Raw genomic sequence first — 18,927 nt, forward strand, 5'->3', positions numbered from 1 at the left:
TGGAATCCATAAAGACAGGGGCTACATGGTGGTTACCGCTATCTGCTGTAGTTTTTGTTGGTGCGGACTGGACTGGCGAATAAAATAACCAATGCACTCTTCATCGCTCTCATCGAGACAGATTAAAAACTGATCTTCCGACGGTGAAAATTTCAGATAGTAGACGTAGTCGGTATCCTCATTCTGGGACATATCCAGGCAGTCTTTGCCGCCATTTTCTTTGAGAATATGTTCTTCCAGCTTGTAAAATCCGGAAGCAGATGGCTCGCGCTCAATAATATAGGATGATTCGATCTGCTGTTGATTTGACGAGGTATAGAGATGACCATCCGCCCTGAAGTCGTACTCTTCATAACAGCTGGTATCGGTAAAATTGAGGCGCCATACCCCGATAACCGGATGAGCATCGCTGTTAATGGTTGTAAGATTCTGGCCTGCATGGAGATTCATGCTAAAGAGAATGGAGAATATAGCCGCTGTTTTGTTCATCTGGTCATCCCTGATATCCATGCGCTGTTATTGAGCCTGGCTTGCCAACGTAGCGTTTATCCCGTTACCGCACTGTTGGCTGCCGTTATCCAGCTTCCATTCTTCCGCTGCCATTCGTCACCGTAACTCACTTTGCGGCTTTCGGGGCCAGCATTGGCCGGAAACACCGCCTATGGCTCTGCTGCAAAGCCCTTATTGTGCGCGTTTGCACGATGAAAAGTTATCAAAAATTATCAAAAATCTTTAAAACCCGCGGCCTGTCACACTGCGCAAAGCCAGAGCTGGCACCGCTGGCGGCACTCATTGGCCATATCGGTGATTAACGGGGTATTATCTTTTATATTTTATAATCCTAATTGCCTTGCTGAATATAACAATATCCAATTATCTTTGTCTGGCCGCAGCAGGTTATGACAAGCGACCAATACCAATGCTGATGGTTTTGCTATCGCTTATTTCTGTCTCCTTCGTGCAAAAACAACATAGACGCAGAAGCTGGAGTTTTTATGAACTGGTATTTTCGTGCATTTCAGAAATTTGCTGATTTCAAAGGACGGGCCTCGCGCAAAGAATATTGGATGTTCGTTCTTATCAATACCGTTATTTGTGTCATCCTCTCACTGCTGACCAAGCAGCTGGATTATGGCTACAAACTGATGGGCGTATATGGTCTCTTTATTATTGTGCCCTGCTGGGCATTGAGCGTGCGCCGTCTGCACGACATTGGTCGCAATGGCTGGTTTTTGCTGCTGGGATTAATTCCGATTATCGGCCCGCTGATGGTGCTTTTTTTCAAGGCAAGGCGCGGCAATCCCTATTCAAATCGCTATGGTGCCGTCCCTTTTATCTGACTAAACACCGACAGAAAGCTCTCCCGTGTAGCAAGCAGGCCGGACGAAATGAGATAGTCCGGCCTCTTTTATTGGCCGCTTACCAGCGCTGGATCATTGACCGTTGCCCGCATCCAGCGGGAAGGCGAACAGATCCCGGCGGTAGGTCTCGACCACCAGACTGAACGGCGTGCCATCCTCCCGTGAAAGCAGGGCGCGGTGCTGCAATACCTGCTCGGGGATGGTCAGCGGTGCCTTGCTGGTGGCAATGACGGGCATCTTCATCTCCCAGCCAGCCGGCAGGGGAGACCAGAGCAGGGTGGAGGAGAGGGTCTTGCGGCTGAAGTTGAGCGCCTTGACCGCGAGCCCGAACGGGGTGTCGCTGCTGTCGAGCAGCTGGTTCATCTCCGGAGTGAGGCGGCTTTTGACATACCAGTTGTCCGCTTCCGAGAAGATATGATCGCCGCAAGTTAGCTGCACCCGGCGATAGCCCACCGGCTCATCGGCGCCGATCTTGAACAGCTCGCGGGTGGTGGCATCGGCTGGTTTGCGTGTTGTCTGGTCACGCAGGGCGCGGATGCGCGGCTCGCCCGCCATCTTGTGGTCGGCGCACCAGTTTTGCAGGGTGACGGTAGCACTCGGGTTGCTCAGCAAGGTGGCGTTGAGGGTTTGCAGCAGGGCATGTGCCTTGAGACGGGTCATGGGGCCATCTTGCCAGCCATCGGGGGCCTTCTCTTGCGCCTGTACGGCGCCGTGGCAGAGCAGGGCGGCCAGCAATAGCATTCGGATCTTCATGTTTTCATTACCTTTCCCGATTTTTTGTGACCGGATTGTAACATCGAGGGACATGAATGCGACCAATATGTGGTCTGATCAGCAAAGGGTTGTGGGCCGCTAAAGGGCCCGCAACGCAGAGGTTTTGCAGGGAGGTTGGCCGGAGGTCAGGGCAAGTCCAGGGTAAAACGGGCACCGCCAAGAGGAGATTCATCCACCCGGATCTGGCCGCCGTAGCTGTGGACGATTTCGGTCACTACCGCCAGACCGATGCCTTGACCGGGGGAGCTGTCGGCGCGCACGCCGCGCTGGAAGATCTGTTCGGATTTGGCCTCATCGATGCCGGGGCCATCATCTTCCACCTCGATGCGCAGGCGCTCGAGATGGCGACGCAGGGTCACCCGCACCTCGCTGATGGCAAACTTGCAGGCGTTGTCGAGCAGGTTGCCCATCAACTCCATCAAGTCCCCCTGCTCACCGTGGAACAGGGCATCATCATCGAACGTGAAGTGGGTTTGCAGCTTCTTGTGACGGTAGACCTTGGTCAGACTGGCGAGCAGCTTCTCGATAAGCGGCACCGGCTCGGTGCCCTTGCTGGCAAGGCGCTGACGGCCGGTGACGGCACGTCTGAGCTGGTACTGGATCATCTGATCCATGGTGAGGATCTGTTCGTTGATGTTGTCGTGGATCTCCCGGCCCAGCTCCAGCTCGCGGGTGGTCATCTGGATCAGCGCCAGCCGAGTTTTCAGGCTGTGGGCGAGATCGTTCAGGGCGTGCTGGTAGCGCTGGGTTTGCTGCCGTTCGTTCTCCAGCAGCTGGTTGACCGACTCGGTGAGCGGGGTGAGCTCCTGCTCGAAGTCGCTGGAGAGAGAGTCGAGCTTGCCGGAGCGAATGTCATCGATCTGGCGGGCAATGGTGCGCAGGGAACCGAGGCTCCAGTAGGTGGTGAGCAACAGCAGGCTGGCCAGCAGCATGTAGGCGAGCACCGCCTGCCGGGCGATATGGCCGAGATAGGCGAGGGATTCGGCGTGATAGCGCTTGGCCGAATCGATCATCACCACGTAGTAGGCGGTGGTGCCAGTGCCGGGGTTGCGGATAAAACGCAGGCTGTAGACGAAGTAGCTTTCGCCGTTCTTGATGGTGTGCTTCTTGAAGAAGTAGTCGAGATCCATCCCCCCCAGATACTGCATCAGGTCGCCGCAGATACTCTCTTTGGCCTTGATCACCTCCGGCATGTGCAGGCTCGACCAGATCCGTTCACCATCGGCGCGGCAAATCAGGGTATCGAGGTCGGCATCCCCGGCATTGCGGGAGATGTGGCTGAGATCGGTCGGGCCGCCATTGCTCGGCTCGGTCGATGAGAAGAGCTTGGCCAGGTTCTCCTGCATCCGGGCGCTCGCCTTCTGGGTCTGCTCCTCGACATGGCCGAGGTAGAGGGCATAAACGGCAAAGCCCATGCTGAGGGCGATCACCAGCAGAGAGCTGAGCAGCAGCTTGATGTGCAGCGAGCGGCGCAGCACCCGCACCATCCGCAGTAGCGGGCAGAATCGCATCAGTTGCACGACAGGTTGAAGATGTAACCCTGACGGCGGATGGTGGAGATGGGTTGAATTGTCCCCTCCGGATCCAGTTTCTTGCGCAGGCGGCTGACCATAACCTCGATGGTGTTAGGATCCCCTTCCCCATCGCCGTAGAGCTGGTCGAGCAGCTGCTGCTTGGAGACCACCTGACGGGCGTTGCGCATCAGGTACTCCAGAATGAGGTATTCGAAGCTGGTCAGCACGGCCACTTCACCGGCGATGGTCAGCTCCTTGCGGGAGAGATCGAGCTCATAGTCGCCCGCTTTTACTCGCGGCGAGATAAAGCCGGCACTGCGGCGCACCAGCGCGTTGAGGCGAGCCAGCAGCTCATCCTTCTGAAACGGTTTGACCAGATAGTCATCGGCACCCGCTTCCAGCCCTTCCACCTTGTCCTGCCAGTTGCCACGGGCGGTGAGGACGATGATGGGGAAGGGGATCTGCTTCTCGCGCAGTTCGCGGATCAGTTGCAGGCCATCCATATCGGGCAGACCGAGATCGATGATGGCCACGTCGATGGGGTAATCCGTTGCATAGTGCTGCGCAATCCCTGCCTGATCGGTGCTGTAGACCTGATTGTCTGCTTCGGTCAGCAGAGAGGAGAGGTGGTGATTGAGCAGCTTGTCGTCTTCGACCAGGAGAATTTTCATGGTGTGTGCGGCGGTCATAGGGATCCAAGCAGTCAATTAGAAGATGTTCGCTATGCGGAGTCAATCCGTATCCTAATGCCTCCCGCCTGTATCGGGACTGAATCACCCGGGCTTCAGAGTTTCCTCCAATTGGTCGTCTATCCCGAGCATGTTGTTATCGATGGCCATCGCATCGGCGTTTGCTGACTGGCCATGCTGCAAAGGGTGTGGTGATGAGAGAGATGGCCATCAGGTGGCGATGCCACCTGCAGGAGCGGGAGCGTAGCGACCTTCTCTATCTGGTCTGGCTCTGCTGGGGAGCGGCACTGCTGCTCTATGTTCTGGGGTCGGATGCCTATTTATGGCCAGTGGCGCCCATGCCGCTGGTTCTGCTTGTCTGGTTTGGGGAGAGATTCGGAATGTTTGGACGAAAAGCCAAGGGCGAGGGCTCTGTGCCGGGAAAGGCAACGGTTATCGCCGCAGGTGCCCGCTTCAAGGGGGAGTTGCAGCTTGAGGGGGATCTGGAGGTGCGTGGAGTGCTGGTCGGCACCATAGTGCTGAGTGACGGGATCCTGCGCATCATGGCGGGTGGCCGTGTCGAGGGAGAGGTGAAGGCTCCCCGCGTCATCATCAATGGCTTGCTGGATGGTACCTGCTCTGCCGCCGAAGTCGAAATACTCGAGAGTGGCCGCATGCAGGGGACGTTCAAGGGCGGCAGCCTCTCCATCAGCAAGGGAGGCAACTTTATCGGTCACTCTCGTCCGGATGAGAGTTCTGCCAGCTCTCCCGCACCGGTACCAGCCAATCAGGAGCTGGAGAGCGTGCCCGTCGAGGGGAAAGGAAATGTGAAGGCGCTGGCCAAAGAGGGTCGTGGCAAAGGCAGCGAGCCGTTGGCCAAGCAGGCGTGATGGATGCCGGATAGCAAGAGGGGGCCATGATGGCCCCCTCTTTTGTCTGTTTGCAACGTCTTAGCTGCGGCGCGGCGGCAGCATATTGGTCAGGGTGTTGTCCTTGAGCACATGGTGGTGGAAGAGGGCGGCCACAGTGTGCAGGGCGATCAGGGCGTAACCCAGGTTGCCCAGGGTTTCGTGCACCTCCTTGATAAACCCTTTGGCGTCAGGGCTCGGCGCTATCAGCGCAGGCAACTCAAACCCGAAGAAGGGGATGGGCTTGCCGGCGGCGCTCAGCAGCAGCCAGCCACACAGCGGGGTCAGAATGAGGAAGCCGTAGAGGGCGATATGGGCCAGCTTGGCCAGCTTGTGCATCAGGGGGGAGAGCTCGGGCACGATACGCGGCGTCGGGCTCATCCAGCGCAGGGCCAGTCTGACAAAGACCAGTGCAAAGATCAGCAGCCCCAGCATGAAGTGCCACTCCTTCATCAGATCCCGGCCCGGGTCTCCTTTGGGAAAAATGTCGCGAAATTCGATCAGGGCATAGACGGCGATCATGGCCCACAGGGTCAGCCAGTGCAGCCCGAGACTCAGGGTGCCGTAGCGTTGTTCACTGTTCATCAGCATGGTTGGTTTCCTTCAGTCAAAGAGTCACATCCGTGTGGCATCTCCCGATGAGCGAAACGATCGGAGGAGGCCAGTTCCATTGGCGACGCCTGCCGGATACACACTGGTGCAGGCCGGAGCGCCCGTTAGAGGAAAATCGTCTGTATTTTCCGCATGATACTGCCATGGAGATGGTATCACTGCCGGCTCGTTGAGGAGCTGATCAATACCACACAATTTACAGGTTAATTAAACCGTGAGCAGTGTGAAGCGCCCGTGAAAAGATTGGCCTGACCCTGATGGTCAGGCCGGTTCGATGGCAATGACCAGACAGGCGGGCTCGCTGATCCGGAAACGCACATTGCAGTTGAACAGCCGCACGCCGTACTCCTTCTCGTCCGGCTTGCCCTTCTTGTAGGCAGGGCGTGGATCCTGTGCCAGCACTTCGCTCACCAGCTGGCGCAGCTCGGGGTAGCGCTGGCTCCACGTTTGCAGCTGCAACTCGGCGTCCGGGCTGAAGCTCACCGCCAGCGGCGGGGTCGGGGCATCGGGGGCAAAGCCGCCACGGGCCTCCGGCAGGCTGTCGGCATAGGGAATATAGGGTTTGATATCGACGATGGGAGTGCCATCGAGCAGGTCGACGGCCCCCAGCTCCAGCCAGAGTTTGCCGCGCTCGCGACCCACCCCGTGCAACTCGACCACCGAGAGGCCGAGCGGATTGGGGCGAAAGGTGGAGCGGGTAGCAAAGACCCCGACCCGCTCGTTGCCGCCCAGGCGCGGCGGGCGCACCGTCGGATTCCACCCCTGCTCCATGGTCTGGTGAAAGACGAAGCTGAGCCACAGATGGGAGAACTGCTCGATGCCGCGCAGCACGTCCGGCTGATCGTAGGGAGGGCGCAGCTCGAGGCGGGCACGGGCCGATTTGACCAGGCCGGGCTGGCGCGGAATGGCGAACTTCTCCTTGTAGGGAGAGCGGATAATTCCGAGGGTGTCGATTTCGAACTTCATGGCGGATCCTGGCTGAAAACCCTGGCAATTTAGCACATGCGGCCCCAAAACGCAGGCTTCCCCGTGCGGCGCCCTCGCCGTCGGCTGCCGTGATCCCCGTCCCATCCCGGTATACCGAGGGCTGTGCCTTGGCGCCAAGTTGCGTAGGGTGGGACAAACAGGAGGAGCGGTGCTGGCTCGCCACGGTGCGAAGACCGCAACAGTAAGCCGGATGGGGAGGGAGAGGGATGAAACTGCTGATTATCGGTGGCACCGGATTTTTGGGGCGCCACCTGACTGCGCTGGCGCTTGACTGGGGCCATGAGGTGACCCTGTTCAATCGCGGCCATCACCAGCATCCCGACTGGCGGGAGCTGGTACTGCTCATCGGCGATCGCAATGGCGATCTGGGTGCGCTGCAGGGAGAGGGGCTGCAGTGGGATCTGGTCATCGATACCTGCTGCTATCGGCCAGAGCAGGCGGCGAGCCTGTCGGCGGCCCTGCTCGGGCGCTGCGAGCGGCTCATCTTTATCTCCACCATCAGCGTCTATCGCGACTTTGCCCAACCCGGAATGGATGAATCGGCGCCACTGCATGTCATCGGTGCGGGCGAGCAGCCCGAGGAGTATGGCCCGCTCAAGGTGTTGTGCGAAGAGGTGTATCGCGCCCGCTGGGGCGAGCGGCTCTGCATCCTGCGCCCGGGCGTATTGTGCGGCCCCCATGATCACACCGGCCGTATGACCTGGTGGGTGAAGCGGGTGCAGCAGGGCGGGCGCTGGCTGCTGCCGGGGGAGGGGCAGGATCGACTGCAGTATCTGGATGTGCGCGACTGCGCCGAGTTTGTGCTGCGGGCCGCCGAGCAGCAGTTGACGGGAGTTTTCAATCTGGTCAAGCCGGGCATTGCGCTGGCAGATTGGGTCGAACGGTTGGCGGCGAGAGTGGGAGTTGCCACCCCCATAGAGGCTGATTGGGCGCCTTGGCAGGCACTGCTTGCGGCCGGTGTCGAGCCTTGGCTGAGCTATCCGACCCTGCTGCCCAATATGTTGCCGGAGTATGCCGGTTATGGCCGGATCAGCGCCGAGGCGGCCATTGTGCATGGTCTCAACTTCCGGCCGCTAGAGGAGACGGCCGCCGATCTGGCCGAGTGGCTGGCACGGACGCCGGATGCGGCGGTGGCCGAAGGGATGACCGTTGAGCAAGAGATGCTGCTGCGCCAGCAGGTGCGATAGCGCATAACGAACTGGCGCGCCATGCAATACCTGAAAACAGGAGGGCATCGTAATGATGCCCTCCTGTTTTTACTGACATAGCACGTGAGTGTTAGCGGATGTCCGCACCTGCAGCCGCCAGCAACTCCCGCAAAATGGCACGGTGGCAGCGGGACTCCTGCTCGCAGTAGCAACCCACCGACAGGTTGGTGGTGTGGGAGAGGGCGGCCAGCAGTGCCAGATCGTGTTTGGCTGCCGGGGTCGCCAGCTCCGCCTTGTACGCCTTGCCAAAGGCAGCCCACTGGGCCGGGGTCTCCGCGGCCTGCCCCAGCTTCATGGTTTCGCTGCTGGGGGCCAGGTTGGGGAACCAGACGTCATACCAGTTCTGGCTGGCAAACTCGGTTTTTGGCACGCCGCGGGGCGGGCGACGTACCGTGCCGATCCGAAGTCCTTCGTCGGGGAGGCGGGGTGAGCCGAGACGGACGATGGCGAGCGCCATGGTTCGTTACTTCTCTTCAGCCACTTTCAGCGCCTGACCGTAGCAGATCACCTGCTTCAGGCAGCCGGGGGTATCGCTGAATTCGCTGCACTTGTCGAAGGTGACGCCGTTGCCGCCCATGTCGGCAGCGCGGCGGCGAGCCAGGGTGCGCGCTTCACCGGCGTTGGGCACCGGCTGCTTGGCATCGGCCTGGCACGATTCCCCCTCGACGGTGCCGAGGTAGAGGTAGTTGAGATCGGCCAGCTGAGCTTGCTCGTAAATCCGCACGCTACCCGGTTTGAAGTAGTCGTCGAAGTTCTCTTTATCCAGATTGCTGTTGAAGGCGTAGTTGGCACAGCCGGAGGCAATCAGGGGCATCATCAGGATCAGGCGTTTCATCATCTCGTATCTTGTGTCGGTGATGAGGACAGTAGAAAGGCGCAGGCGCTCCATGTCGGCATCTTGTTGAATAATGAGGGGCCATTATAGGGGCCAGTCGCCTGTGGCGGCCAGCCCCGTTTTGACCCCGAATGTCAGGGTGTGACCGCCATCAGGTGGACATCAGACCGGTGCCAGCCGCTGATGCAGGCTGCGATAGTACTCATCTGCCAGCAATTCGTGATGGGGGGCGCAGAGGCGGATCTGCCCCTCTTCCATCAGGGCGATGCGATCCATTTGCTCCAGCCCCAGCAGACGGTGGGAGATGAGCAGCATGGAGCGGTCGGCTCCCAGGGTGAACAGCAGCGCCATGATCTCCCGTTCGGTCTGGCTGTCGAGCCCCTCGGTCGGTTCATCGAGCAGCCAGAGCGGCGCATCGTGCAGCAGGGCGCGGGCGATACCGATACGGCGGCGTTCGCCACCGGAGAGCGGGCGGCCACCGTCGCCGAGCCAGGCATCCAGACCCGCCTCATCTTCCAGCAGGGTAGCAAGGCCAACCCGGGTCAGTACCTCGACCAGCTGCTCGTCAGTGGCGGTCGGTGCAGCCAGCTTGAGGTTGCCGCGCAGGGTATCGGCAAACAGGTGTACCCGTTGGCTCACCACCGAGATGGAGGCGCGCAGCGCCCCTTCGCTGTAGTCGGTCAGCGGTTTGCCATCGAGCAGGATTTTGCCCGCCTGCGGGCTCCACTCACGGGTCAGCAGCCCCATCAGGGTCGATTTGCCACAGCCGGTCTGGCCCAGCAGCGCCAGCTTCTCGCCAGCATGCAGTTGCAGGGTGCAGCCGCGCAGCACCGGCTGCGGATTGCCGGGATAACCGAAGTAGAGGTCATTGATCTGCAGCGAACCTTGGCTGGCGTGAGCCTGCTCGCTGCCCCACTCGGGGGCTTTGGCTTCCTGCAGGATCTCGTTCAGGCGGCGTGCCGAGGTGAGGCTGGTGGAGAGGTGCTGGAAGGAGCCTGCCAGCGGCATCAGCGCTTCGAAGCTGGCCAGCGTGGCAAATACCATCAGGGCAGTAACGGGATCGGGCGCAGCCCCTGCAACCCCGTGGCCTGCCATCCAGAGCATCAGGGTCAGGGTCCAGCCGCTCAGCAGTTGCACCGAGAAGTTGGCCAGCCCGCTCACTTTGGCCATGCGGGCCTGGGCAGTGAGCAGTGCCTGCTCGGCCTGTTGCAGTTCACCCAGCGCCTTGGGGGCTGCGGCAAACATCTGCAACTCGGCCTGACCATCCAGATAGTCCACCATGCGGGTGCGCAGGCTGGCCTTTTCGGCGATCAGAGCCTGACCGGGGCGACGGCCGAGGAAGTAGAACACCAGCGGCAGGGCGATCATGCCAAACAGCAGAATGGCGCCAAGGGTCAGGGCGAGGCGGCTGTCGAACAGGGAGAGGAACAGCACCATGGCGCCCGTGCCCAGCAGTGCGGCACCGATGGGAGTGAGCAGGCGCAGGTAGACATGGTCCATGGCGTCGATGTCGGCCACCAGCCGGTTGAGCAGATCCGCCTGACGAAAGCCTGCCAGCGTACCGGTGGAGAGTGGCGAGAGCTTTTGCCAGAACCAGACCCGCAGCCGGGTCAGTACCCGGAAGGTGGCATCGTGGCTCACTACCCGCTCACCCCAGCGACCGGCGGTGCGGATGATGGAGAAGAAGCGCACCCCGCCAGCCGGCGTCATGTAGTTGAAGCTGTCGCGACTGGCGACAGCCATCCCGGCAACGGCGGCGGCAGAGAGGAACCAGCCGGAGAGGGAGAGCAGCCCCATCCCGGCAATCAGGGTGACCAGTGCCAGCAGCAGGCCGAGGGAGAGGCTGAGCCAGTGCTGACGGTAGAGGCGCAGAAACGGCAAGAGATCAGTCATCGAGAGTGCCCTCGGAACGTTGGGAGAGCAGCCGGGCGAATGGCCCCTCTGCCTGACAAAGTTGCTGGAAGTTGCCCTGTTCCACCAGCTGACCGCGCTCCAGCACCAGGATCTGATCCATCTGGCCGAGCTGGTCGAGGCGGTGGGTGATCATCAGCAGGGTCTGGTTGGCCATCGCCTCTTCAAGGGTGGCCATGATGGCCCGCTCCGAGTGGCGATCCAGACTGGCCGTCGGCTCGTCCAGCACCATCAGCTGAGTTGACTTGAGCAGGGTACGCGCCAGTGCGAGGCGCTGGGCCTGACCGACCGAGAGGCCGCCTGCCTGATCGCCAACCGGATAGTCAAACCCCTTCTCCATGGCAAACTCCCATGCCTGCGCCCGTTTCAGAGCCTCCTCCAGCTCGGCATCGCTGGCTGTTGGCTTGGCTAGCAGCAGGTTGTCGCGAAGAGAGGCGTGGAACAGTTGCGGGTTTTGCGAGAGCCAGCCCAGTTGCAGACGCCACTGACTCATGTCGAGGGTGGCCAGCTCCTGACCATTTACCTTGAGCTCGCCGCGATAGGGGGCAAAGCCGAGCAGGGCGTTGACCAGCGAGCTTTTGCCGGCGCCACTGATGCCGACCAGGGCGGTGCGTGAACCGGCTGCAAGGGTGAAGTCGATGGGGCCGACCAGCACCTTGCCCTCGGCGCTCAGTACTTCAAGACCTTTGGCTTCAACCTTGATGGGGCTGTCGGCGTGGAAAGGAGCGTTGCCTGCGGCTGGCTCGCTCACCTCGGCTTCGAGGAATTCGAGCAGCTGTTCGGCCGCGCCGATGGCCTGTGCCTTGGCATGGTAGTGGGCGCCCAGTTCGCGTAGAGGCGCGTAGAACTCGGGGGCGAGGAAGAGCACGAACAGACCGGTAAAGAGAGTAACTTTGCTGCCATAGTGGCCAAAATCGAGGTGATCGATATAGGAGAAGCCGAAGTAAACGGCGACCAGCGCGACCGAGATGGCGGCGAAGAACTCCAGTACGGCGGTGCTTAAAAACGCTAGGCGCAGCACTTCCATGGTGCGCTCGCGAAAATCTTCCGAGGCGTCGCGAATGGCATCGCCTTCAGCCTGGGTACGCATAAAGAGTTGCAGGGTTCGCAGCCCCTTCAGGCGATCGAGAAAGTGGCCGGAGAGACGAGCCAGCGCCTGAAAGTTGCGGCGGTTGGCATCGGCGGCGCCGACACCGACCAGGATCATAAAGATGGGGATAAGCGGTGCTGTGCCCAGCAGGATCAGGCCCGCCGCCCAGTTGACCGGGAATACGGCCACCAGAATGACTACCGGAATAAAGACCGCGATGGCCATTTGTGGCAGATAGCGGGAGAAGAAATCCTGCATGTTTTCAATCTGTTCCAGCAGCAGGCTGGCCCAGCTGCCGGCCGGGCGACGCTGGATATAGGCAGGGCCGAGACGGCTTAAGCGAGTGAGCACCAGCTGGCGGATGGTCTGGCGCACCGCGCTGCCGGCCTTGAAGCTGGCCACTTCGCGGCCATAGGCCAGCGCCGCTTTGCCAAGTGTCACCAGCAGCAGGGTAATAAAGAGCGTGATGGATTGTTCAGGGGTCGAGCCTTCGATGATGAAGCCGTGCAACAGGGTCGCCAGCAGCCAGGCTTGCGCCACCATCAGAATGCCTTGGCCCAGGCCAAAAGCGATGGATATCGTGATCCAGCTGCGACCGTGACTCGATTGCTTGCGCAACCAGCCATAGAGACGTTTTTGCGTTTTTTTATCCATTACCACCATCCTCGCGTCGAGTGGCGCAAGACTATCCTCGCCGTTTGGCCTTGGCAACCTTGTAAATTATCTGTGTTGAAAATGTTTGCTTGAAAAAGCAACCGACTGTTCAATCCTTGTCCGAACAGATTGATTTATTGAAAAAAGTGGCAAGGACGGCATTGCGCTCACCGGCAAAATGCATATAGTAGGAGCCCTGACGCGGGTGTAGTTCAATGGTAGAACGGTAGCTTCCCAAGCTGCATACGTGGGTTCGATTCCCATCACCCGCTCCAAATTTCAGATGCCAGGCGGGCATCGTATAATGGCTATTACCTCAGCCTTCCAAGCTGATGATGCGGGTTCGATTCCCGCTGCCCGCTCCAGCTTCAAAGCAAAAAGCCCACTCCTGCGAGTGGGCTTTTTGTTTGTCCGCAATTTGCTTCTCTTTGCCACTCTTCATGGCGCACCGGAATCCGGAAAAAAGAAAAGGCGCCACAGGCGCCTCTTCGGATGGGTAAGCGGTGCGGAATTACTCCTGCTCCAGCTCGCCGCAGAAACGGTAACCTTCGCCGTGGATGGTGGCGATGATCTCCGGGGTATCGTTGACGCTTTCGAAGTGCTTGCGGATACGACGGATGGTCACATCGACGGTACGGTCGTGGGGCTTGAGCTCGCGGCCGGTCATCTTCTTCAGCAGTTCGGCACGGGTCTGGATCTGGCCCGGGTTTTCGCAGAAGTGCAGCATGGCACGGAACTCGGAGCGCGGCAGCTTGAACATGTCGCCGGTGGGGCTGACCAGTGCGCGGCTGTTGATATCCAGCGCCCAGCCGTTGAACAGGTAACGTTCGACCAGCTTCTTCTCTTCGCCACCGGCAGCCACATTCATGGTGCGGCTCAGCAGGTTGCGGGCACGGATGGTCAGTTCACGGGGGTTGAACGGCTTGGTGATGTAATCATCGGCGCCGATCTCCAGACCCAGGATCTTGTCCACTTCGTTGTCGCGACCGGTCAGGAACATCAGGGCAATGTTGTCGTTCTCGCGCAGCTCGCGGGCCAGCAACAGGCCGTTTTTACCCGGCAGGTTGATGTCCATGATCACCAGATTGATGGTGTGAGAGGTGAGGGCCTGATGCATCTCGTCGCCGTTGTTGGCCTCGAGTACGATGTAGCCTTCTGCCTCGAAAATGCTTTTCAGGGTATTACGAGTGACCAGTTCGTCTTCGACGATCAGAATGTGTGGTGTTTGCATGAGTATTCCCAGATTCTTATCAGTTAATTATCTTAAATTTAACACTTCTTGGCGTTTCAAGCCGATTTCCTGACTGATCCTGAAAATTAATTACGTCATCCTGGGTATGAAGGTCAGGTCGGCATAGTGTGAATTTGGCATCAGTATCGGCAAATATCCCTGTGCCACTTATAGGTTCCCGAGAAGACTACTCGAGCAAAGCCTGGAAAGGTCATCCATTACGAAGTTGCCGCATTTTATCAGTTAACAGGAGCATAACAACACCCTTTGCCGTCAGATAGCAACTTTTTAACTCTGTTTTGATATAGGTCAAACCGTGGCACAACAGCATCATACTTGGCCTTAACCGGGTTTTCGCCCCTATAAAATGTAATGGAATGTAACATGTGATTGACATGATTTTGTGGGAAAACTACAAGAAAATTTGCTTTTTAGCGCCATTTGGAATGCCTTCCTGGCCTGAATTTGCCATCGTTACAGCCTGGAATCCTGCCAGCCAATGGGTCGGAGATCGTCGCAACCGGCGTCGCGAGCTGGCACTTTGGCGTCATCTGGAGTCCATGCCGGGCGTCAATATGGCTGGCCCTGTATGGGGAGCCGCACCGGACGAAAGCTGGCGCGAGTCCTCGCTCGCTGTGGCGCTGCCCCTGCCAGAGGCTTGCGCACTGGCTGCCCGCTTTGGCCAGAACGCCATCTACTGGATCGAAAAGGGACAACTCTGGCTGGTGCCGGTATTAAGCGATAAATCAGCAGTTTGTCTGGGAGATATCGCTGCTTTCTGGATTGTCAGAGCCAATTGTTGATGAAAGAATGAACATCTTCATGCATCTGAAAGGAATCAAATCATGCTGGATCTTCTGCCTGACCTCTGCGATCAGCACGGCGATATGCTGCAAGTGGCTGAACCCTGTTTTCACGATTTCGGTGGCAAGGCCATCTTCTACGGTCGCGCCGTGACCCTCTCCTGCTACGAGGACAACAGTCTGGTGCGGGAGCTGGTCACTCGACCCGGCCAGGGCAAGGTGATGGTGATCGACGGTGGTGGTTCACTGCGCCGGGCACTGCTTGGTGATCAACTGGCCATCAAGGCGGTGGAGCAGGGGTGGGAGGGGATCCTGATCCACGGCGCGGCGCGGGATGTGGGCACTTTGGCCACGCTGGCGCTCGGGGTCAAGGCGCTGGCGGCCTGCCCGGTCAAGACGGAGAAGCGGGGGCAGGGCGAGCTTGGCGCTGTAGTGAACTTTGCCGGCGTGACCATTCATGAAGGGGATTACATCTACGCGGATCGCAACGGCGTGGTGGTGAGTGCCACGCCGCTGATCTGATTCAGAAGTTGAAACCAACACCCAGGCTCAGCGCCTGATCGGCTTTAAAGGTGCTGACGCCGTAATTGGCAGTAAGGGAGAGTCTGGGCGTCAGCAGCAGGCTAGAGTTGAGCTCCAGCAGGGTGCGGCCCTGATTGAGCTCCAGATGGCGGATCTGGCTGCCGACATTGAAGGCGGGGGAGAGCTGATAGCGTACCCCCGAGCTCATATTGAAACCTGATTGGCGGTTCTGATCCGCAACAGCCGGCCCCGCTTCCATAAAGAGGCTGACATCATCCATCACCGGATATTGATAGCCGCTGTTGACCAGCCAGAGATCAAAACTGTCGCTGTGATGGCTCTGACTGTTGAGCAGTACCCCGGAGTAACTTTTGACATAGAGTGAGGGATCGGCTGGCTGCTTGAAGAGATCCCAGTCGGCAGCCTGAGCGGCCACGCTGGTGCAGGATGCGAGCAGTGTGATGAGAAGCGCCTTGGTCATTCTTTTCCCCTCCCTGGGTCCGGAACTGAGCTTAAGCATGGCACATGCCAGAGCGGAGTTAAGTGAACTCTGATCACAATAAATCGCTTTGGCTGAGGCGCTGAGCATGTTAAACAGGCTGCCATATTGATGAGTCCAATCATTAAGAGGTGAATCCATGAACAAGAAACTGACTCTGCTGGCCGCGCTGGCACTGGGAGGCTGCGCCATGGCGACCGGTTCTACCATGACTCAACTGCAGGCATCCGGCTGGCAACTGCAAGGTGCCACCGGCGATACCTTTACCCTGCAAGTTGTCGACGGCAAGGTGGCGGGCAAAGGCGGCTGCAACCGCTATTTTGGCGGTATCACCAAGCAGGGTGACGGTGTCTTGACGCTGGGAGCCATGGGCTCCACTCGCATGATGTGCATCGGCGATGCCATGAACAAAGAGACCGAGTTCCTGCAAAAGCTGGAGAAGGTGGCCACCTACACCATCAACGGCAACCAGCTGACCCTGAGCGATGCCAACAAGGCGGCCCTGCTCACCTTCAACGCCATTCCCGTGACCAAGTAAGAGTCTGTTGCAGACCCTTGGCTGGCGCCCTCCCTGCCGGAGGGCGTCTCTGTTTCATCCGATGCAATCCCCTTCCTGCTTTTCCTTCCGATACTTTTGCTCTTACTTCTGATGATGGCGAAATGAGAGTCTGCAAATTGATCATTTCAATAATTCTTGTATAGTTGAAATAAAAGAGCATCCAACGAGAGGCAACTATGAACAAAGAGACGGCCACCAAGGTCTTTGAATCGCTGGCATCCGGTATCCGGCTCGATGTGTGGCGGCTGCTGGTGAAGGCCGGACTGGAGGGGCGGGTCGCGGGTGAACTAGCCAGCGAGCTCGATATTGCCCCCAATACCCTCTCGTTTCACCTGAAGGCGATGCTCAATGCCGGTCTGTTGTCAGTGGAGCAGGAGGGGCGCTTTCTGCGCTACCGCGCCAATATTCCCCTGATGCTTGATGTGATCGCCTACCTCACCGAGGAGTGCTGCGCCGGTCATCCCGAGGCGTGCGGCGTGATGCGTGCCGAGTCAGCCTGCTCCCCCCATGTTCTGCCTGCGCAGCCCTGCTGCACCAAGGAGTAATGCCATGTCTGCCATTCAGATTTTTGATCCCGCCCTCTGCTGCTCCAGCGGTGTCTGCGGTACCGAGGTTGATCAGGCACTGGTCACCTTCGCAGCCGACCTTGCCTGGGCCAAGGCGCAGGGGGTAGCCATCGAGCGTTTCAATCTGGCACAGCAGCCGATGCAGTTTGCCGAGACACCTGCCGTCAGCGCTTTTCTGACCCACGCCGGGGAGGAGGGGTTGCCGCTGGTGCTGGTGGAAGGGCTGGTGGTGTTGACCGGTCGTTATCCGAGTCGCAGCGAGCTGGCCCGTTATGCCGGGCTGCCTGCGCCGCAAGCGGCCATCAAGGGGATCGTCAAGGGTGGCTGCTGCTCTGGCAGCGGTTGCTGCTGAGTCGCGACGTACCACTCGGGAGAGACTATGTACCACTTTCTGACCAATCCACCGCCGTTTCTCTTCTTCACCGGCAAAGGCGGGGTGGGCAAGACCTCGCTGGCCTGCGCCAGTGCGATGGCTCTCTGTGACGCCGGCAAGCGGGTGCTGCTGGTGAGCACAGATCCTGCCTCCAACGTGGGGCAGGTGTTTGCCACCGAGATCGGCAATCGCGTCACCGCCATCGCCGCGGTGCCCGGTTTGTCGGCGCTGGAGATAGATCCCCCCGCGGCGGCCAAAGCCTATCGGGAGCGGATCGTCGGGCCGGTGCGCGGCAAGTTGCCCGAGAGCGTGGTGCGCAGCATCGAGGAGCAGCTCTCCGGCGCCTGTACCACCGAGATCGCCGCCTTTGACGAATTCACCGCGCTGCTGACCGACCAAACGCTGCTGGCCGAGTATGACCACATCGTCTTTGATACGGCCCCTACCGGCCACACCATCCGGCTGCTGCAACTGCCGGGAGCCTGGAGCGAATTTCTGGAGCAAGGCAAGGGGGATGCCTCCTGCCTCGGCCCGCTGGCGGGGCTGGAGAAACAGCGCAGCCAGTATGCCGAGGCGGTTGCCGCCTTGGCCGATGCCGCCCGCACCCGCTTGGTGCTGGTGGCACGCGCCCAGCACTCCACTCTGCGGGAAGTGGCCCGCACCCACGAGGAGCTGGCCGCCATCGGCTTGTTGAATCAGCAGTTGGTGATCAATGGCCTCTTCCCCGAAGGCGCCATTGCCGGAGATCCGCTGGCAATAGCGCTCTGGCAGCGCGAGCAACAGGCTCTCGCCCAGATGCCGCAGGGGATAAAGGGGCTGGCGCAGGATCATATCCCGCTGCTGGCCACCAATCTGGTGGGGCTCGACAGTTTGCGCCAGCTGCTGCAACCACAGGATGCTGGTGCGCAGGTATCACTGACAACGTCATCCCATCTGCCTGCCCAGCCCGAGTTGAGTTCGCTGGTGGACGAGCTGGCCGCCGACGGTCACGGCCTCATCATGCTGATGGGCAAGGGCGGGGTGGGCAAAACCACGTTGGCGGCCGCCGTGGCGGTGGAGCTGGCCAGCCGCGGCTTGCCGGTGCACCTCACCACCTCGGATCCTGCCGCACACCTGAGCGAGACCCTGGCCGGTAGCTTGCCCCATCTGGAGGTGAGCCGCATCGACCCCCACGCCGAGACCGAGCGTTACCGTGCCCAGGTGCTGGCCACCAAGGGGGCTGCGCTGGACGAGCAGGGGCGGGCGCTGCTGGAGGAGGACTTGCGCTCCCCCTGTACCGAGGAGATCGCCGTTTTTCAGGCCTTCTCGCGCATTATTCGCGAGGCGGGCAAGCGTTTCGTGGTGATGGATACTGCCCCCACCGGCCACACCCTGCTGCTGCTCGACGCCACCGGAGCCTACCACAGGGAGATCGCTCGTCAGATGGGAAACAAGGGGCTGCACTTCACCACCCCCATGATGCAGTTGCAGGATCCCAAGCAGACCAAGGTGTTGATTGTGACCCTGCCCGAGCCGACGCCGGTGCAGGAGGCTGCCAATCTGCAGGCCGACCTGCGCCGAGCCGGCATCGAGCCCTGGGGCTGGCTCATCAACCACAGCTTGCAGCAAGCCGCGGTCAGCTCGCCGCTGCTGCAACTGCGGGCTGAGCGCCAGTTGCCCTATATCGAGGCGGTCGAGCAGCAACACGCCAGCCGCTACGCCGTGGTGCCGCTCTTGGCCGAAGAGCCGGTGGGGCCCGATGCCCTGCGTCGCCTCTGCCAGCACCATTGAGTTGCCGTCCCGGCCTGCTGCCGGGGCGGTTTGAATTGAACCTTTTTTGAATCTTTAGAAGATGCGGGATTGCGCCGTATCG

At 59.8% G+C, this 18,927-nt stretch carries 21 protein-coding genes and 2 tRNA genes; 11 read left to right on the top strand and 12 right to left on the bottom strand.

Translation table 11 applies throughout. From position 1 onward, the window contains the following. Positions 1–21: 21 nt before the first annotated feature. Entirely contained in the window at positions 22–489 is a 468-nt protein-coding gene (locus I6L40_RS08670; RefSeq protein ID WP_216995294.1) for a hypothetical protein, read from the bottom strand. A gap of 506 nt (positions 490–995) precedes the next feature. On the opposite strand from I6L40_RS08670, the gene I6L40_RS08675 reads away from it, so the two are divergent. Further along, complete coding sequence (locus I6L40_RS08675) at positions 996–1,340, top strand: DUF805 domain-containing protein (protein WP_216995295.1); 345 nt, start codon at positions 996–998, stop codon at positions 1,338–1,340. Between the two features lie 93 nt (positions 1,341–1,433). Here I6L40_RS08675 and I6L40_RS08680 read toward each other — a convergent pair whose 3' ends face one another. The 3 genes from I6L40_RS08680 to I6L40_RS08690 all read right to left on the bottom strand — a co-directional run bounded on the left by I6L40_RS08680 (position 1,434) and on the right by I6L40_RS08690 (position 4,320). Beyond that, positions 1,434–2,114, bottom strand: a complete 681-nt coding sequence (locus tag I6L40_RS08680) for a hypothetical protein (RefSeq protein WP_216995296.1) — start codon at positions 2,112–2,114, stop codon at positions 1,434–1,436. A 146-nt stretch (positions 2,115–2,260) separates the two neighbouring features. Further along, the gene (locus I6L40_RS08685; RefSeq protein ID WP_041208266.1) at positions 2,261–3,646 is read right to left on the bottom strand and encodes an ATP-binding protein; all 1,386 of its coding nucleotides are present in this window, start codon (positions 3,644–3,646) and stop codon (positions 2,261–2,263) included. Further along, a complete protein-coding gene (locus I6L40_RS08690) occupies positions 3,646–4,320 on the bottom strand; it encodes a response regulator (RefSeq protein ID WP_033113361.1) in 675 nt (224 codons plus the stop codon). Before I6L40_RS08690 ends, I6L40_RS08685 begins: the two co-directional genes overlap by 1 nt. 212 nt (positions 4,321–4,532) lie before the next feature. Here I6L40_RS08690 and I6L40_RS08695 point away from each other — a divergent pair, with 212 nt between their 5' ends. Continuing rightward, entirely contained in the window at positions 4,533–5,207 is a 675-nt protein-coding gene (locus I6L40_RS08695) for a polymer-forming cytoskeletal protein (RefSeq protein ID WP_071912010.1), read from the top strand. A 60-nt stretch (positions 5,208–5,267) separates the two neighbouring features. Here I6L40_RS08695 and I6L40_RS08700 read toward each other — a convergent pair whose 3' ends face one another. Together I6L40_RS08700 and tsaA are read right to left on the bottom strand one after the other, a co-directional pair. Then, positions 5,268–5,816 (bottom strand): cytochrome b, encoded by a 549-nt coding sequence (locus I6L40_RS08700; protein WP_033113337.1) that lies wholly within the window; start codon positions 5,814–5,816, stop codon positions 5,268–5,270. Positions 5,817–6,098: 282 nt separating this feature from the next. Further along, positions 6,099–6,803, bottom strand: a complete 705-nt coding sequence (gene tsaA, locus I6L40_RS08705) for a tRNA (N6-threonylcarbamoyladenosine(37)-N6)-methyltransferase TrmO (RefSeq protein WP_043851404.1) — start codon at positions 6,801–6,803, stop codon at positions 6,099–6,101. Between the two features lie 227 nt (positions 6,804–7,030). On the opposite strand from tsaA, the gene I6L40_RS08710 reads away from it, so the two are divergent. Next, a complete protein-coding gene (locus I6L40_RS08710) occupies positions 7,031–8,011 on the top strand; it encodes an NAD-dependent epimerase/dehydratase family protein (protein ID WP_071912006.1) in 981 nt (326 codons plus the stop codon). Between the two features lie 91 nt (positions 8,012–8,102). Here I6L40_RS08710 and I6L40_RS08715 read toward each other — a convergent pair whose 3' ends face one another. The 4 genes from I6L40_RS08715 to cydD all read right to left on the bottom strand — a co-directional run bounded on the left by I6L40_RS08715 (position 8,103) and on the right by cydD (position 12,522). After that, entirely contained in the window at positions 8,103–8,489 is a 387-nt protein-coding gene (locus I6L40_RS08715; protein WP_043851406.1) for a DUF488 domain-containing protein, read from the bottom strand. A 6-nt stretch (positions 8,490–8,495) separates the two neighbouring features. Beyond that, positions 8,496–8,867: an Rcs stress response system protein RcsF gene (gene rcsF, locus I6L40_RS08720; RefSeq protein WP_033113362.1), complete on the bottom strand. Its 372-nt coding sequence runs from the start codon at positions 8,865–8,867 to the stop codon at positions 8,496–8,498. A gap of 162 nt (positions 8,868–9,029) precedes the next feature. Continuing rightward, positions 9,030–10,760: a cysteine/glutathione ABC transporter ATP-binding protein/permease CydC gene (gene cydC, locus I6L40_RS08725; RefSeq protein WP_216995297.1), complete on the bottom strand. Its 1,731-nt coding sequence runs from the start codon at positions 10,758–10,760 to the stop codon at positions 9,030–9,032. Further along, the gene (gene cydD, locus I6L40_RS08730; protein ID WP_216995298.1) at positions 10,753–12,522 is read right to left on the bottom strand and encodes a cysteine/glutathione ABC transporter permease/ATP-binding protein CydD; all 1,770 of its coding nucleotides are present in this window, start codon (positions 12,520–12,522) and stop codon (positions 10,753–10,755) included. The genes cydC and cydD overlap by 8 nt, the downstream gene beginning before the upstream one ends. 201 nt (positions 12,523–12,723) lie before the next feature. Between cydD and I6L40_RS08735 the strand changes: the two genes are divergently transcribed. Next, positions 12,724–12,797, top strand: a tRNA-Gly gene (locus tag I6L40_RS08735). Between the two features lie 15 nt (positions 12,798–12,812). Beyond that, positions 12,813–12,887: transfer RNA gene (locus I6L40_RS08740), tRNA-Gly, on the top strand. A gap of 146 nt (positions 12,888–13,033) precedes the next feature. On the opposite strand, the gene arcA is transcribed toward I6L40_RS08740, so the two are convergent. Then, complete coding sequence (arcA, locus tag I6L40_RS08745; RefSeq protein ID WP_005338193.1) at positions 13,034–13,753, bottom strand: two-component system response regulator ArcA; 720 nt, start codon at positions 13,751–13,753, stop codon at positions 13,034–13,036. Between the two features lie 395 nt (positions 13,754–14,148). On the opposite strand from arcA, the gene I6L40_RS08750 reads away from it, so the two are divergent. Both I6L40_RS08750 and I6L40_RS08755 read left to right on the top strand, forming a co-directional pair. Continuing rightward, positions 14,149–14,556 carry a DUF3293 domain-containing protein gene (locus I6L40_RS08750; RefSeq protein ID WP_083593455.1) on the top strand — a complete coding sequence of 136 codons (408 nt, stop codon included), beginning with the start codon at positions 14,149–14,151 and terminating at the stop codon, positions 14,554–14,556. Positions 14,557–14,598: 42 nt separating this feature from the next. Beyond that, complete coding sequence (locus I6L40_RS08755) at positions 14,599–15,078, top strand: putative 4-hydroxy-4-methyl-2-oxoglutarate aldolase (protein WP_071911998.1); 480 nt, start codon at positions 14,599–14,601, stop codon at positions 15,076–15,078. A gap of 1 nt (position 15,079) precedes the next feature. Here the strand turns inward: I6L40_RS08755 and I6L40_RS08760 are convergent, their stop codons facing one another. Then, positions 15,080–15,559: a hypothetical protein gene (locus I6L40_RS08760; protein ID WP_071911996.1), complete on the bottom strand. Its 480-nt coding sequence runs from the start codon at positions 15,557–15,559 to the stop codon at positions 15,080–15,082. Positions 15,560–15,716: 157 nt separating this feature from the next. On the opposite strand from I6L40_RS08760, the gene I6L40_RS08765 reads away from it, so the two are divergent. The 4 genes from I6L40_RS08765 to arsA all read left to right on the top strand — a co-directional run bounded on the left by I6L40_RS08765 (position 15,717) and on the right by arsA (position 18,845). Next, positions 15,717–16,115, top strand: a complete 399-nt coding sequence (locus tag I6L40_RS08765) for an META domain-containing protein (RefSeq protein ID WP_071911994.1) — start codon at positions 15,717–15,719, stop codon at positions 16,113–16,115. 197 nt (positions 16,116–16,312) lie between these two features. Beyond that, a complete protein-coding gene (locus tag I6L40_RS08770; protein ID WP_071911992.1) occupies positions 16,313–16,681 on the top strand; it encodes a helix-turn-helix transcriptional regulator in 369 nt (122 codons plus the stop codon). A 4-nt stretch (positions 16,682–16,685) separates the two neighbouring features. Then, entirely contained in the window at positions 16,686–17,054 is a 369-nt protein-coding gene (gene arsD, locus I6L40_RS08775) for an arsenite efflux transporter metallochaperone ArsD (RefSeq protein WP_071911990.1), read from the top strand. Between the two features lie 27 nt (positions 17,055–17,081). Then, the gene (gene arsA, locus I6L40_RS08780; RefSeq protein WP_216995299.1) at positions 17,082–18,845 is read left to right on the top strand and encodes an arsenical pump-driving ATPase; all 1,764 of its coding nucleotides are present in this window, start codon (positions 17,082–17,084) and stop codon (positions 18,843–18,845) included. Positions 18,846–18,927 lie beyond the last annotated feature (82 nt).

Source organism: Aeromonas sp. FDAARGOS 1410 (genome assembly GCF_019048745.1).
Taxonomy (GTDB): domain Bacteria; phylum Pseudomonadota; class Gammaproteobacteria; order Enterobacterales; family Aeromonadaceae; genus Aeromonas; species Aeromonas jandaei.

Bases quoted from the DNA above. Each gene is read 5' to 3' on its own strand.
- arsD (WP_071911990.1), top strand. From the start codon at position 16,686: ATGTCTGCCATTCAGATTTTTGATCCCGCCCTCTGCTGCTCCAGCGGT.
- rcsF (WP_033113362.1), bottom strand. From the start codon at position 8,867: ATGAAACGCCTGATCCTGATGATGCCCCTGATTGCCTCCGGCTGTGCC.
- cydD (WP_216995298.1), bottom strand. From the start codon at position 12,522: ATGGATAAAAAAACGCAAAAACGTCTCTATGGCTGGTTGCGCAAGCAA.
- arcA (WP_005338193.1), bottom strand. From the start codon at position 13,753: ATGCAAACACCACACATTCTGATCGTCGAAGACGAACTGGTCACTCGT.
- I6L40_RS08760 (WP_071911996.1), bottom strand. From the start codon at position 15,559: ATGACCAAGGCGCTTCTCATCACACTGCTCGCATCCTGCACCAGCGTG.
- arsA (WP_216995299.1), top strand. From the start codon at position 17,082: ATGTACCACTTTCTGACCAATCCACCGCCGTTTCTCTTCTTCACCGGC.
- I6L40_RS08690 (WP_033113361.1), bottom strand. From the start codon at position 4,320: ATGAAAATTCTCCTGGTCGAAGACGACAAGCTGCTCAATCACCACCTC.
- I6L40_RS08750 (WP_083593455.1), top strand. From the start codon at position 14,149: ATGATTTTGTGGGAAAACTACAAGAAAATTTGCTTTTTAGCGCCATTT.
- I6L40_RS08675 (WP_216995295.1), top strand. From the start codon at position 996: ATGAACTGGTATTTTCGTGCATTTCAGAAATTTGCTGATTTCAAAGGA.
- I6L40_RS08770 (WP_071911992.1), top strand. From the start codon at position 16,313: ATGAACAAAGAGACGGCCACCAAGGTCTTTGAATCGCTGGCATCCGGT.
- I6L40_RS08680 (WP_216995296.1), bottom strand. From the start codon at position 2,114: ATGAAGATCCGAATGCTATTGCTGGCCGCCCTGCTCTGCCACGGCGCC.
- I6L40_RS08700 (WP_033113337.1), bottom strand. From the start codon at position 5,816: ATGCTGATGAACAGTGAACAACGCTACGGCACCCTGAGTCTCGGGCTG.
- I6L40_RS08755 (WP_071911998.1), top strand. From the start codon at position 14,599: ATGCTGGATCTTCTGCCTGACCTCTGCGATCAGCACGGCGATATGCTG.
- tsaA (WP_043851404.1), bottom strand. From the start codon at position 6,803: ATGAAGTTCGAAATCGACACCCTCGGAATTATCCGCTCTCCCTACAAG.
- I6L40_RS08765 (WP_071911994.1), top strand. From the start codon at position 15,717: ATGAACAAGAAACTGACTCTGCTGGCCGCGCTGGCACTGGGAGGCTGC.
- cydC (WP_216995297.1), bottom strand. From the start codon at position 10,760: ATGACTGATCTCTTGCCGTTTCTGCGCCTCTACCGTCAGCACTGGCTC.
- I6L40_RS08695 (WP_071912010.1), top strand. From the start codon at position 4,533: ATGAGAGAGATGGCCATCAGGTGGCGATGCCACCTGCAGGAGCGGGAG.
- I6L40_RS08685 (WP_041208266.1), bottom strand. From the start codon at position 3,646: ATGCGATTCTGCCCGCTACTGCGGATGGTGCGGGTGCTGCGCCGCTCG.
- I6L40_RS08715 (WP_043851406.1), bottom strand. From the start codon at position 8,489: ATGGCGCTCGCCATCGTCCGTCTCGGCTCACCCCGCCTCCCCGACGAA.
- I6L40_RS08670 (WP_216995294.1), bottom strand. From the start codon at position 489: ATGAACAAAACAGCGGCTATATTCTCCATTCTCTTTAGCATGAATCTC.
- I6L40_RS08710 (WP_071912006.1), top strand. From the start codon at position 7,031: ATGAAACTGCTGATTATCGGTGGCACCGGATTTTTGGGGCGCCACCTG.